The sequence below is a fragment of the Candidatus Limnocylindria bacterium genome (assembly GCA_036523395.1).
Taxonomy (GTDB): domain Bacteria; phylum Chloroflexota; class Limnocylindria; order P2-11E; family P2-11E; genus CF-39.
The window spans coordinates 16,728-30,150 of record DATDEH010000002.1 but is presented as its reverse complement, the minus strand read 5'-3'; the positions used below and the strand labels follow the sequence as shown (position 1 = coordinate 30,150).

Genomic DNA, 13,423 nt, shown 5'->3' with positions numbered 1-13,423 from the left:
CCCTCGGGTAACCGCGTAAGGAGGGGGCCTCGGAAGCCATCGGAGGCCGCCGGCTGACGCGCACCGATCAAGAGGTCGTCCAGCGGTGCCTCGCCGGCGATGCCGACGCCTTCTCCACGCTTGTCGAACGTTACGGAGGCCGGGTGTACAACATCGCGCTGCGCATCACGGGGGACCCCGACGCCGCCTCGGACTGCGCACAGGAGGCGTTCGTCCGCGCGTACAAGGCACTCCATCAATACGACCCGGCACTGTCCTTCGGCCCCTGGATCTACCGCATCGCCACCAACGCGAGCCTGAATCACGTCCAGCGGTGGCACGCGCACCAGACCGTGGTCGACGAGCTGCCCGAGTCGGCCGAGCCGGAGGATTCCGGACCCGAGGCATCGGCGCTCCGGCGCGAGGCGCTATCAGAGGTGGTCGCGGCGATGGCGGAGCTTCCGCCGGCGTACCGCGCGGCCCTGACGCTTCGTCATATGCAGCAGCTGTCCTATCAAGAGGTGGCCGACACTCTGGGCATCCCGCTCGGGACCGTGAAGACACATCTGCATCGGGCGCGCGCCGCGCTGAGGGCGCGCCTCGCGGCGCGGCGGAGGGAGAAAGAGGCATGAACCAACTACAGGGACCGGCCGACCTCGAGCCGGAGGAGCGCGAGATCCAGTACGTGCTGTCGGCGATCCCGCCGCAGGCGCCGCCGTTCGGCTTCCGGGACGCGGTGATGCGTCGCGTCGTCGAGCGGCGCGTCGGCTGGGAGTGGCTCGTCGCCGCACTGCTCGCTCTCCCGAGCCTCGCGTATCTTGCGCGCCAGCTCGCCGAGAGCGGTGAGGACTTCGCAGCGGCGCTGACCAACATCGTCACGGCGGCGTCGAGCACCACGTCGACTGCGTCCTTCTTCATCGACGGCCTCACCGTGCTTGCCGTGGCGCTCGTTGGCGTCGGGTGCGTGTTCGCCGCTCACGCGCTCATGGCGGGCACGCCGGGCAGCCGCAGGCTGGTCCGATGACGCAGCGCGACATCGTCATCGTGCTCGCAACGCTCGCTGTCGCCATCGGCCTCAGCGCGATCCTGTTCGTCGGGGCCGCCGCGACATCGCCGGCATCGAGTTCCGAGCCCATCGCGCGGCCACGCGTGTTCTTCGACCCGCGGAACAGCCTTCCGCCAGGGCGCAGCATCGTCGATGCGCAGCTGCGCGTCGGGGGCCCGCTCCAGGCGATCGTCCCGCTGCAGCGCGGCATCTCCGACACCGCGCGCGACGCCGCGGGTCTTTTCCTCACGCTCCTGCTGACCGCATCGACGCTCGTCCTCGCGAACGAGCAGGTCGTCGCGGTGTACCGCGCATCGCTTGGCGGCTGGCGGTCGCAGGCACGGGTGCTGGCGGCGGGGTTCGTCGTCATCGGTCTGGCGATCTCGACCGCAGCGCTGGCGTGGGTCGTCTACCTGAACTTCGTGACGGGCGCGCTCCGTGATTCGCCTCTCGGCGCGCCGGCCGCGTTGCAGGTCGGCATGACCGCGTTCGCGGTCATCTGCGTCTTCGCGTTACTCGCGCTGCTCGTCGGGTTCGCCGCCACCGCGTGGCGGCTGGGCGATGCGCTGCTGCGCACGCGCGCGCTCTCTCGCTTTCAGACACAGCTCCCCGCGCCGGTCGTCGTGCTCGCCGGCGCGACGATCCTGTTCGTCCTCTGGCAGATCCCGCTGGTCGGCGCGATCGCGCTGGCCGCGGTCGTTGCGTACGCGATCGGCGCGGTCGTGACCGCGCGTCTCATCAGGGAAGGGGTGACCACGTGACCACCGCGAGCATGAATGTGAATGTCGTCAGAGGGATGGTCTCGACGTGGCCGGGTCGCATCCTCGCGATCGCGCTCGGAGCTGTTCTCGTCGGCGGCGCGGTCACGATCTTCCGCGGCAACACTGGCACCGCGGCCGTCACGTACCGGACGGCAGAGGCGACGAAGGCGAGCATCGCGCAGACGGTCGCGATCTCCGGCTCGGTCAACCCCTCCGGGCAGGCGCGCCTCAACTTCCGCAGCAACGGCCGCATCTCGGCGATCTCGGTGGCGGTCGGGCAGCAGGTCACCGCGGGCCAGGAGCTCGCGCGCATCGAAGCGACCGACCTCGAGAACACCCTCGCCAACGCGCAGAACAGCCTCGCGAGCGCGCAGTCCAACTTGCAGCGGCAGAACCAGTCGTATGCGGACGCAGCCCGCAGCCTCGACAACGCTCGCAAGTCCGCCGCTACCGACGTCGCGAACGCGCAGGCGGCCCTCGCCAAGATCCAGTCGAACTACGCGTCGGCGAAGTCGAACTATCAGAGTCTGACGTCCGCATCGATCAGCGATGTCGCGGCGTTCCAGACCAGCCTCGGGACGTTCCAATCGCAGATCGATGCGCTGATCGCGCAGATGAGCCAGATCGTCGGCGGCGGAGACACCGGCGATCTGCGGAACGCGCTCAACTCCATCACGTCGGCGAAGTCACCCGCGCTGCAGAACGCCCAGGCGAACTCGGTGAGTCTGCTTTCGCCCGCGCTTTCGGATTATCAGAGCGCGCGAAGCGCCACGTTGTCGTTGATGGCCGACTTCGAAGCTGCGCTCGCCGCCGGCAGCGACACCACGACCCTCGCCGGCACCTATCAGACCGCGCAGACGAACTACGTCATCGCACTGTCGCGTCTGAACAGCGCGCTGGACACGACGTCGTCGGTCCTCGTCACGATCCAGACCAGCGTGACGAGCGCGCAGGCTTCCCTCAATACGCAGTCCACGAGATCGCTGCACGATCCATTCGACCAGTGGCGCGCCAGCCTCGCGTCGCTGTACACCCTCGTGAACAGCGAGCAGCAGCGGGTCTCGACCCTCAAGCTCAGGCTGACGCAGGCGACCACGTCCTCAAACACGCTGACCGACGCGATCAACGGCAGCTACGTCACCGCGATGCAGAACGTGCCGGCGACCATCGACCGCACCAGCCAGACGGTCCAAAGCGCTGTGAGCGCGCTCGCGGCGAAACCCGCGGACATCCAGAGCGCGCAGAACAGCGTCGACTCCGCGCAGATCTCGGTGCAGACGGCGCAGACGAACCTCGACTACGCGATCCTGCGCGCCCCGAGCGCTGGCGTGATCCAGGCGATCAACGGCGCCGTCGGTGAGCCCGCTTCGACGAGCACGACCACCCCGGTGGTCCTGCTCGCGAACACCGGCACCGTGCAGCTACACGGCACCGTCGGTGAGTCCGACGTTTCGAAGCTCAAGCTCGGTCTCGTGGCGAACATCACCGTCGACGCGCTCGGCGCGACGGCGCGCATGACCGGAAAGGTGACCGGCGTCGACCCGGTCGCCACGATCCAGCAGGGCGTTCCGGTGTACGGCGTCGACGTGACCATCGACGTTCCGAGCGCATCGATCAAGCCCGGCATGAGCGGCACCGCGAGCGTGATCCTCGTCAGCCGCCAGGACGTGCTCACCGTCCCGAACCTCGCGATCAAGACCCAGGGGACACGTCGGTATCTTCAGGTGTTGAGGGACGGGCAGCCGGTCGACGTCGATGCGACGTTCGGCATCGCCAACGACACGGTCACCGAAGTCACCGGCGGCGGCCTCAAGGAAGGCGACCTCGTCATCCTCCCGCAGGCGCGCGCTGGCGCGACCGTGGCGCCGAACCGTGGTGGACAGCAGGGCCCGGGCGGTCCGGGCGGGATCGTGATCCGTTGACCGTCGTCGACCGCGCAGCGGTCCCCTACCGTCACGGCGCTCCGACCGTCTCGCGGCCCGTCGTGCGCCTGCGTGGCATCACGAAGACATACCGCATCGGCAAGGAGATCGAGGTCCACGCCCTGGCGGGTGTTGACCTCGACATCCACGCCGGCGAGTTCGTCGCGATCATGGGCCCGTCGGGCTCGGGCAAGTCGACGCTCATGAACGTGCTCGGGTGCCTCGACGTCCCGGACGCCGGCACCTACGAGCTTGCCGGCGAGAACGTCGGCAAGCTGTCGGACGATAAGCTCGCCGCGATCCGGAACAAGCATCTGGGCTTCGTGTTCCAGACGTTCAACCTGCTCTCGCGCCTGAGCGCCGTCGAGAACGTCGAGCTACCTCTCATTTACGGAGGCGATCGCCACGATCGCCGCGCGCGAGCGCTCGCGGCGCTCGACCAGGTCGGCCTCGCCGATCGCGTGAAGCATCGCCCGAGTGAGCTCTCCGGCGGACAGCAGCAGCGCGTCGCCATCGCGCGCGCGCTCCTCAACGATCCGTCGATGATCCTCGCGGACGAGCCGACCGGGAACCTCGACTCGCACTCCAGCGCCGAGATCCTCGCGATCCTCCAGCGTCTCAACGAGCTGGGAAGGACCGTGGTCATGGTCACGCACGAACCGGATGTCGCGGCGCATTGCCGCCGCATCGTGCGCATGCGCGACGGGATCGTCTCGCACGACGATCCGGTCCTCGAGCCGCGGCGGGCCCAGGACGAGATCGTGTCCGGCATCGGTGGGGACGAGTGAAGCTCTACGACTCGTTCCGCTCTGCACTGCAGTCGCTCGTGGTCAACAAGCTGCGGTCCGCGCTGACGATGCTGGGCGTCATCATCGGAGTCGCGTCGGTGATCGCCATGGTCGCGGTCGGGAACGGCGCATCGCAGCAGGTGCAGAACACGATCCTGTCGCTCGGCTCGAACCTCATCACGGTCTCGCCGGCCAATCAGAGTGATCAAGGGTTGCGTGGCGCCGGTGCGCAGGCGCAGAACTTGACGCTGGACGACATGCGCTCGATCCAGGCCCAGCTGGGCTCATCGATCGTCGCGATCCACGCTGAACAGGGAGCCGGGCGGTGGCAGGTCACCGCCGCCGGGCAGAACTGGAACACCAACGTGAACGGCGTCACCGAGGACTACCCGATCGTGCGCGACTGGCCGCTGCAGAGCGGCGACTTCTTCAGCGGCTCGGATCTCACGGTCAACGCGCAAATGGCGGTGATCGGCTCGGTGACCGCGACGAATCTCTTCGGTGAGGGCGACGCCGTCGGCCAGACGCTCCAGCTGCGCCAGGTCTTCGGCGGCGGCGGACAGGGCCAGGGCCAGCAGCGCGCCCGTATCGTGAACTTCAAGGTCGTCGGCGTGCTGCAGCCGAAGGGCTCCACGTTCGGCTTCAGCCGTGACGACCAGATCCTGGTGCCCATCACGACCGCGCAGCGCGTGCTGACCGGCCGCCTCAACATCGTGAACACGATCGTCGTGAAGGCGACATCGAGCGACGCGATGACCGAGACCACCGCCGACGTGACCAACGTGCTGCTGCAGCGTCACAACATCAGCGACCCAACGGTCGCCGACTTCACCGTGACGAACCAGAACGACACGCTCGCTGCGCTCGGCGCGGTGACCGGGACGTTCACCCTCCTGCTCGGCGCGATCGGCGGCATCTCGCTGCTGGTCGGCGGCATCGGGATCATGAACATCATGCTCGTCTCCGTGAACGAGCGGACGCGTGAGATCGGGATCCGCAAGGCCGTCGGTGCGCGCCGGCAGGACATCATGGTCCAGTTCCTCATCGAGTCGATGGCTCTCACCGGCATCGGCGGCATCCTCGGCATCCTGCTCGGCTGGTCCATCACGCTCGTGGTCGCACTCATACCGCAGGCCAGCGGGCTCGTCCTCGTCATCACGACCGGCACCGTGATCATCGCCGTCGGCGTTTCCGTCGCGATCGGCGTCGTCTTCGGGCTCTACCCAGCGATGCGCGCCGCGCGGCTGCACCCCATCCAGGCACTCCGCTACGAATAGAAGGAAGGCACAGACATGAAACCAGCACAGATCGTCATCGGCGTCGTCATCGCGCTCGCGCTCGCGGGCGGCGGATTCGCCGCGGGCATGACCGTTGGTCGTGGCAGCGGCGCCGAAGCGAGCGCGTCGGCGTCGCCGACCGGCGCCGCCGGTCGCGGGGGCGCGGGGATCACCGGGCGTCTCGGCCAAGGCGGCGCGGCGGGCGCATCGGGAGCGTTCGGCGGTCAGGCGATGGCCGGACGGATCCTCTCGGTGAACGACGGGTCGATCACGATCGAGGTGCGGCAGCCGGGCGCGCAGGGCGCATCACCGACGGTGACATCGCAGATCGTGCTCGTCGGGAGCTCGACGCGGATCGTGAAGACGGTCGAGAGCGATATCAAGCTCACGGATCTCAAGGCGAACGACCAGGTCACGATCGTCGGCACGACCGACGCCAGCGGGAACGTTTCGGCGACCGCGATCGTCGCCGGCGGCAACGCGCTGCAGGGTCTCTTCGGCGGCCAGGGTGGACCCGGCGGAGCTGGTCGCGGCGCGAGTCCGAGTCCGAGCCCGACCGCCCGACCGTAACCGCCAAAGCGTCACATCGTCTCGGGGGCGCTGACTCCGAGCAGGCCGAGCGTCTGGCGCAGCGTTACCTGCACCGCGCGAACGAGACGAAGGCGCGCCTTCGACACCGCGGCGTCGTCGCTCACGACCCGGTGATCGCGATAGAACCCATGGAATGCGCCGGCGAGCTCGAGCGCGTAGCCGGTCAGTAGGTGCACGCCGCGGTGGCCCACGATGTCGGCGAGGAGCTCGGGGAAGCGCAGACACAGCTTGATGAGCGCAAGCTCGCCCGGCGTCGTGAGCGCGGACAGGTCGGCGTCCTCTGGCGTGATGCCACGCTCCGCAGCGGTGCGGAAGATGCTCGCGATCCGCGCGTGCGCGTACTGCACGTAGTAGACGGGGTTGTCGTTCGACTGCTGCACCGCGAGCTCGAAGTCGAAGTCGAGCTGGCTGTCGGCGCCGCGCTGCAATAAGAGAAAGCGCGCCGCGTCCCTGCCCACCGCTTCGAGCACATCCTCGAGGAGGAGGAACTGTCCGGTGCGACGGCCCATCCGCACAAGCACGCCTTCGTGGAGGAAGCGCACGAACTGGTAGAGCACGACCTCGAACCGTTCGGGTGCGATGCCGAGCACCGGCAGAGCGATCTTCATCTGCTGCAGGTGGTACTGCGTGTTCGCGCCCCAGATGTTGAGCTTCAGCCCGACGCCGCGCTCTTCGAGGCACTGGCGGTGATAGGCGATGTCGGTGCCGAGGTATGTGGGCTCCCCGTTCGCGCGGACGAGGACCCAGCCCTCCTCCCCTTCGCGCCGGAGCGCGACCGCCTCGGGCGTCTCGAAGAACACGACGCCCTCGCGCTCGACGATCACGCCGAGCTTGCGCAGCTCGTCGATCGTCTTGCTGAGATAGCCCGATTGGATGAACGAGGACTGGCGGAACCACGTGTCGTAGGTGATCCCGAACTTCGCCGTCACGCGCTGCGCATCGGTGACGACCCAGTCGATCGCCATCGGTCCGAACACGCGTCCCTGCTCCTCGAGCGAGAGCGCGCGGTAGACGTCGCCGTGCTGGTCCTTGATCTGTGCGGCGATGTCCTTGACGTAGTCCCCCTGATACGCATCGGCGGGTAGCGGGGTGTCCTCCCCGAACAGCTGCCGGTAACGCACGGCCACCGAGATGCCGAAGCGCTCGACCTGCCCGCCACCGTCCTCGACGTAGTACTCGCGCTGAACACTCGCGCCGGAGAACTGCAGCACCGACGCGAGCACATCGCCGAGCGGTCCGCCACGCGCGTTCGCGAGCGTGAGCGGACCGGTGGGGTTCGCGGACACGAACTCGACCTGGATGCGCTTCCCGCGCAGCGCCTGCGAGCGGCCGTAGTCGGCACCGTCGGCGATGATCGCGTCGACCTGCCCGCGCAGCCACGCGACGTCGAGACGCACGTTCACGAAGCCTCCGCCCGCGACCTCGGCCGCGGCGAGTGGCGGGCGGAGATCCAGCTGGTCCTTGATCGCGTTCGCGATCTCACGCGGTGGCCGCCGCAGCGTCTTGGCCAGACGCATCGGGATGCTCGTTGCGTAGTCGCCATGCTCGACGTTCGCCGGCACTTCGACATCGATCGGAACGCCCTCGGTGCCCTGCCAGCCGTGCTGTCGCGCGGCACGCCCAAGCGCGTCCGAAAATGCGGCGGCCACGAGGTCGCGTGCGGGAGTGGTCACGCGCGTGAGTCTGGGGCAGGCATAGCGATGGCGCCAACGTCGCCGCTCGGGACGTGCTGCCGGAAGAACACGAGGATCAGTGCGGCGGCGGCGGCATAGAAGACCACCAGGGTCAGCAGGTTCACCGTGTACCCGCCCGGTCCGACGGCGTCACGCAGCGCTCCCGAGATCACCGCGCCCGATCCGGAGCCGGCGTTCCACGCAAGTGCGGCGATCGCGTTCACACCCGCTCGCTCGCGCGGCGTGAACGACGAGAAGATCACCGCGTTCCAGGTCGCGCTCGACCCGTACATGAGCCACGCGCGCAGCGCGAGCGCCGCGACCACGATGGGGAGATCCGTCGTGAACGCCGCGACGATCGCGAACGGGAGCGAGCCGAGCACGACGAGGACCACGGAGGGAACGGCGCCGAACCGCCGCGCGAGGAACCGCCCATGGGCGAGCGCGCCGAGGCTTCCCGCGACCGCGATGACGCCGAGGACGATGCCGAGCGCCGCGAACGGCACACCGAAGCGCTCCGCGAAGAACAGGTTCGAGAACGGCAGGAAGCTTCCCGCGCCGAGACCGAACACGAACTCGACCGTGAGGAACCGCGCCAGGAGGCCATACCGGTGCGGCGCGTCCAGCGTCGCGCCGGCGACCGGAACGTTCCCGATGAAGAGCACGGGGATCGCGGAAAGGGCGGCGCACATGCCTCCACCCCCGACGAGGGCGCGCAACACGACCGTGTCGTTGGGATCGGCGTGGAGGAGCGCCGCGACCGGCGAGGCGAGGATGCCCGCGAGCGCGCTCGCGAAGAACGCGGCCATCGTTCCGAGCGCGATCTGCTGCCCGAAGCGCGACGACCGCGCGCCGGCCGCGGTCGCGTCAGCGAGGAGCGCCGCGCCCGATGACGACGCGAGGATGCCGCCGAGACCGAACAGCACCGCGGCAAGGAAGAGCGGAATGAACGCCTCGAACAGGACCAGACCCGCCAGGCCCGCGCCCGCAAGGACGCCGCCGCTGAGGATCACGGTGCGCCGCGAGCGACCGCGCGCGACGGTCGCGGCGGGTATCGCCCCGATCACCACGCCGAGCGCGGAGGCACCGACCAGCGCGCCGAGCGCGACGCCGTTGTATCCGAGCGAGCGGTAGAGGAAGTTCAGGTAGAACGCCGCAACGCCGAGACCGAAGCTGCCGAGCGTCGCGGCCGCGAGATAGAGGAAGGCATCGCGCCTTCCGAGCGTCACCCGGCGGTCGCTCGGCCCAGTGTCACTTCGAGGGTCTGTGTCGCGCTGTCGCGGATGATCGCCAGCCGCACCTTGTCGCCCGGACGGAACTTCACCATGAGCGATTGCAGCGGATGCTCCTGGTCGACCTGCTGGTCATTGAGCTTGGTGACCACGTCGCCGGCCTTGATGCCGGCCTGCGCCGCGGGCGAACCGGGCACGACCGCTGAGATCGATATGCCCGCGGCGGGCGGAAGTCCGAGCGCCACCGCGGCGCGCGGCGAGAGCGGTGAGTACTGGATCCCGATGAAGCCACGCTCGATCTTGCCGTTCTTGATGAGCTCGTCGGCCACGGTGCGGATCGTGTTCGCGGAGATCGCGAAGCCGAGGCCCTGCGCCTGATTCGGATCCGCGATGAGCGTATTCATGCCGACGACCTGGCGTGTCGCCGCCCAGATGAGCGGCCCGCCCGAGTTCCCCGGGTTGATCGCGGCATCGGTCTGGATCAGGTCATCGAGGAAGACGGTTTGCGATTCCTGCACGCGCCGGCCCTTACCGGATACGACACCGCTGGTGACGGTGTTCTGGAATTCACCGAGCGGACTGCCGATGGCGATCACCGTCGCGCCGACCGGGACGCTGTCGCTGTTCGCGAGCTGCGCGACCTTGAGCGTCCCCGTCGCGGGGATCTGCAAGACGGCGATGTCGGTGTCGGGATCGCGGCCGACAAGGGTCGCCTTCTGCGTCCTGTTGTCGCTGAAGATCACGTCGAACGACGCGCCCGCGCCGCCGCCTCGCACGTTCTCCACGACGTGATTGTTCGTGACGACGTAACCGCGAGCGTCGACGACGAAACCAGAGCCGCTCGACTGCTGCTGTCCCGACGCGTTGCGGTTCACGACCGTCACGACAGAGGGCAGCATCTCCTTTGCGACCTCAACAAGCGGGTCGACGCCGGCGGGGACGCTTACCGGTGCCGTCGTCGCGAGCGCGGTGGGGACCGGCGTGGGCACCAGCTCGTCTGGTGTGCGGCCGTCCAACAACGTCGCGGTCGCCCCGCCCGCGACGCCGCCGAGGATCACGCCGATGAGCAGCAGCGCGGCGCCACTCGGGCCGGACGCACGTGGTGGTGGTGGTGGTGGAGCGCTGAGGGGCGTGATGGGCGGCGCGGGCTCGTACATCGGCGGAGGGTCTACCTCCGGGGACGGGCCGGGGTTTCGCCCGCGGGCGTGGTCGCCTTGCGGCGGCGCGCCGTGGGTCGCACGGCCTCCGGTTCGACCATCTGGCCGAGCGCGGTACCGCGGATCTCGAGGTCGACATGACTGTCCGGCTCGATCGCGACGTTCCAGGTCATCGCGATCTGGAGCTGTTGATAGATGCGCTCGAAGCCGGACTCAGAGTTGGTCACGGCGTAGATCGGCTCCGTGCTCACCAGCGCCGGTGGATCGATCGCGAGCGTGAGATCGAAATGCTTGGACTCGGAGTGGATCTGGACTTCGGCGACATTGCGCACCTCGATCGGCTTTCCCGCCGTCGTCTTGCGCGTACCGACGGTGATGATGTCGGCGGCCTCGTTCTCGCCGAGGAGCCCGATGTTCGATGCGCTCGTGAACGCCAGCTCGATCGTCTCGTCGCTGTCGTTGCGGAGCCGGTAGCGCACGCCGGCCGCGAGTCCCTCGTCCGCGATGCGGATGTCCTTGCGGATCCCGAGACCGGGCGTCGCCGCGAGCGTCCGCGCCGGCGGCTCGAGCGTGAGGCTGACGGTGCGCGCCTCGCGCTGCGGCGTGAGGGCGTAATAGGCCGCGTGAAGGTTCACCTCCTCGCCTTTGCGAGGGGTGTAGCTGTCCTGGAAGAGAGCGCGGCGCGCCGGATCGTATTCGAGCATCTTCGAGAGACCGCGCTCTTTCGCGCGCACCGCGTCGTGGATCGACTTCGTTTCCTTCTCGGCGGCCTTGCCGACCAGGACCTTGCCGGCCTTCTCGGCCCGCCGAAGCTCGTCGTGCTCGCCCTCCGGACGGCGCGCGAGCGTGTCGACGAGATTCGTCGCCGACGCGTAGATGTCCCACTCGATCACCGCGCCGCCCTGCACGTGCACGAACACCGCGCCGGCGTTGCCGCGGAAGATGTACTCGTCGTAGCCGTCGACGTCGTAGTCGCGCGACTCGCCGGCCGCGACGCGCCGCTCCGACAGGATCCGCTCCGCTTTGAGCAGCGACGCGTACGCATCGGAGCGCAGGTGCGGGAAGTAGATGCCGCCGAACACGCCGTGCCAGTACACGTCGTTGCCTTGGGCGCGCCACAGATTCTGCTGCGCCTGACGTACTTCCATCGACGAATCGAGGATGCTGCGCCGCGCGAGCTCCTCGGACACGATGAGCATCCGCTTGTGGAGCGCGTTCGACTCGGGGTACTTCGCGAAGAAATTGCGCCAGAGCGGCGCGGTCACCAGCGACTCGAGATCCTCGCCGAGCTTGTGTCGCGCCTGCTGAAGGCGGCGTGCGGCGGCGGCGTCGAGGGCCCATGCGCTCATCTCCGGATACGCGCCACCGGGGATGTAGATGCGGCGCGCCGGCTTCTGGAAGATCCACGCGTCCTCGAGCGTCGCGGTCTGGATGAAATCCGCCTGCGCGAGTGCGGTGAAGAACTGCTCGAGCCAGCCGTCCTTGTGGACGCGCTGGTACGTGCCCGGCCACGCACCGAACTTCTCGCCGTCGTCCGCGTACACGACCAGGCGCGCGCCCGCGGCGTGCCGCTCGCGTAGCTCCTTGATCGTCGCGCTCACGTCGCGGAAGGGGATGAGGTAGCGCAGCTTCATGCTGCCGGGGAACACGATGACCGGAAGACCCTGGTCCTCGGTGATGTACGACTCGCCCGTTTCTTCCTTCCTGAGTCCGGCGCGGAGGAAGTGCTCGTCGTCGAGCACGGTGTACGCGATGCCCGCCTCAGCCAGGAGCGACGGAAGATGCGGCTCCCAGACGCGCTCGGTCAGCCAGGCGCCAAGCGGCCGCTGACCGAAGATCGCGTGGACCCGGTCGGTGAGCGCGCGGATCTGGCCCACGCCGTCCCGTCGCGGCACTCCGACGAGCACGGGCTCGTAATAGCCGCCAGACAGCAGCTCGATCTGGCCACGCCGGACAAGGTCGGAGAGGTCGCCGATGACGTCGGGCCGGTTGGCCTCGAGCCAGTCCAGCAGCGGTCCGGAGAAGTGGAGGCTCGCCTTGACTTCGGGATGGCGGTATAGGGCGGCCACGAGCGGCGCATACGCGCGCTCGGTCACCTCTGAGAAGACTGACGGGAAGTTCCCCGCGGGTTGGTGCTGGTGGAAAACCAGCGCCACGCGCAGCCGGTCGGCCAATTAGAGGCATTTTAGCGTAGAACCCTTGTTTACGCCCGTTTCGTACGGTCTGCGTACGAAGGGCTCGCCAGTTTGTCAGCGAACTCGACAGAGCACTCTCCATGCGTCACGATCGATGCCTTGAGAGGCCGTCTCCTGTCATGCAGCGCGCTCTTGATGGTCACTGCGGCGCTCGTGGTGAGCGCTTGTAGTCCGGAGCGGGTCGTCCTGCCCCGGACCAGCCCGAGCGCCAGCATAGTGACAGCCGCGCCGCCCACGGCCGCTCCCACCGCCACCAGGACCGCGTCGCCGACAGTCTCCCGGACAGCGGCGCCGACGGCCGCGGCACCGAGTCCGACCTCCGCCGCGAGCCCGGGGAGCACGCCCGCGACGGCCTGCCCGGAGCGGACGGGCGGGGCGACGGCGAACCAGGCCCAGCTCACCGCGATCCGGATCGCCCATAACCCCGGCTTCGACCGGGTCGTCTTCGAGTTCGGACCGAGCACGGCGCCCGGTGTGTACGGGATGCCGCCGTACCGGGTCGCCATCGCGACGTCTCTCTCCGGGCCGAGCGGGCAACCGGTGCCGATCGACGGCAGTGCCCTGTTCGGGGTCCGTTTCCAGAACGCGTCGACCGTCAGTCCAAGCGACGGCACGCGTACGTACACGGGCGCGACCTCACTCAAGCCGACGACGACGCCGCTGGTCAAAGAGGTACGCCTCGTCGAGGACTTCGAGCGCGTGATGGTCTGGGGCATCGGGCTGTCGAGGCTCCAGTGCCCGACCCTGCTGGCGCTGAGCGGACCGGTGCGGCTCGTCTTGGATTTCCCGACGCCGCCCTGAGA

Annotated in this window: 13 protein-coding genes; 8 read left to right on the top strand and 5 right to left on the bottom strand. The window is 68.6% G+C overall.

The features are described from left to right. Positions 1–38: 38 nt before the first annotated feature. Genes VI056_00165 through VI056_00135 form a run of 7 tightly spaced genes read left to right on the top strand, consistent with a single transcriptional unit; the run spans position 39 to position 6,342 of the window. On the top strand, positions 39–611 hold the full coding sequence (locus VI056_00165) for a sigma-70 family RNA polymerase sigma factor (protein ID HEY6201429.1): 573 nt from the start codon (positions 39–41) through the stop codon (positions 609–611). Beyond that, positions 608–1,003: a hypothetical protein gene (locus VI056_00160; GenBank protein HEY6201428.1), complete on the top strand. Its 396-nt coding sequence runs from the start codon at positions 608–610 to the stop codon at positions 1,001–1,003. The genes VI056_00165 and VI056_00160 overlap by 4 nt, the downstream gene beginning before the upstream one ends. Next, positions 1,000–1,785 carry a hypothetical protein gene (locus VI056_00155; protein ID HEY6201427.1) on the top strand — a complete coding sequence of 262 codons (786 nt, stop codon included), beginning with the start codon at positions 1,000–1,002 and terminating at the stop codon, positions 1,783–1,785. The genes VI056_00160 and VI056_00155 overlap by 4 nt, the downstream gene beginning before the upstream one ends. Then, a complete protein-coding gene (locus tag VI056_00150) occupies positions 1,782–3,707 on the top strand; it encodes an HlyD family efflux transporter periplasmic adaptor subunit (GenBank protein ID HEY6201426.1) in 1,926 nt (641 codons plus the stop codon). The genes VI056_00155 and VI056_00150 overlap by 4 nt, the downstream gene beginning before the upstream one ends. Continuing rightward, a complete protein-coding gene (locus VI056_00145; protein ID HEY6201425.1) occupies positions 3,704–4,495 on the top strand; it encodes an ABC transporter ATP-binding protein in 792 nt (263 codons plus the stop codon). Before VI056_00150 ends, VI056_00145 begins: the two co-directional genes overlap by 4 nt. Continuing rightward, positions 4,492–5,772, top strand: coding sequence for an ABC transporter permease (locus tag VI056_00140; protein HEY6201424.1), 1,281 nt, complete (start codon positions 4,492–4,494; stop codon positions 5,770–5,772). The genes VI056_00145 and VI056_00140 overlap by 4 nt, the downstream gene beginning before the upstream one ends. Positions 5,773–5,787: 15 nt before the next feature. Continuing rightward, complete coding sequence (locus VI056_00135; protein ID HEY6201423.1) at positions 5,788–6,342, top strand: hypothetical protein; 555 nt, start codon at positions 5,788–5,790, stop codon at positions 6,340–6,342. An 11-nt stretch (positions 6,343–6,353) separates the two neighbouring features. Here the strand turns inward: VI056_00135 and argS are convergent, their stop codons facing one another. From argS to VI056_00110, 5 genes are read right to left on the bottom strand one after another with little or no spacing between them, the layout of a single operon-like run. After that, positions 6,354–8,036: an arginine--tRNA ligase gene (gene argS, locus VI056_00130; protein HEY6201422.1), complete on the bottom strand. Its 1,683-nt coding sequence runs from the start codon at positions 8,034–8,036 to the stop codon at positions 6,354–6,356. Beyond that, entirely contained in the window at positions 8,033–9,265 is a 1,233-nt protein-coding gene (locus VI056_00125) for an MFS transporter (protein HEY6201421.1), read from the bottom strand. The genes argS and VI056_00125 overlap by 4 nt, the downstream gene beginning before the upstream one ends. Beyond that, positions 9,262–10,425 carry a trypsin-like peptidase domain-containing protein gene (locus VI056_00120; GenBank protein ID HEY6201420.1) on the bottom strand — a complete coding sequence of 388 codons (1,164 nt, stop codon included), beginning with the start codon at positions 10,423–10,425 and terminating at the stop codon, positions 9,262–9,264. The genes VI056_00125 and VI056_00120 overlap by 4 nt, the downstream gene beginning before the upstream one ends. Positions 10,426–10,436: 11 nt before the next feature. Then, positions 10,437–12,599, bottom strand: a complete 2,163-nt coding sequence (locus VI056_00115) for an alpha-amylase/4-alpha-glucanotransferase domain-containing protein (protein HEY6201419.1) — start codon at positions 12,597–12,599, stop codon at positions 10,437–10,439. 29 nt (positions 12,600–12,628) lie between these two features. Next, positions 12,629–13,126 (bottom strand): hypothetical protein, encoded by a 498-nt coding sequence (locus VI056_00110; protein ID HEY6201418.1) that lies wholly within the window; start codon positions 13,124–13,126, stop codon positions 12,629–12,631. Between VI056_00110 and VI056_00105 the strand changes: the two genes are divergently transcribed. Next, a complete protein-coding gene (locus VI056_00105) occupies positions 13,104–13,421 on the top strand; it encodes a hypothetical protein (protein ID HEY6201417.1) in 318 nt (105 codons plus the stop codon). The genes VI056_00110 and VI056_00105 overlap by 23 nt on opposite strands. Positions 13,422–13,423: the final 2 nt, after the last annotated feature.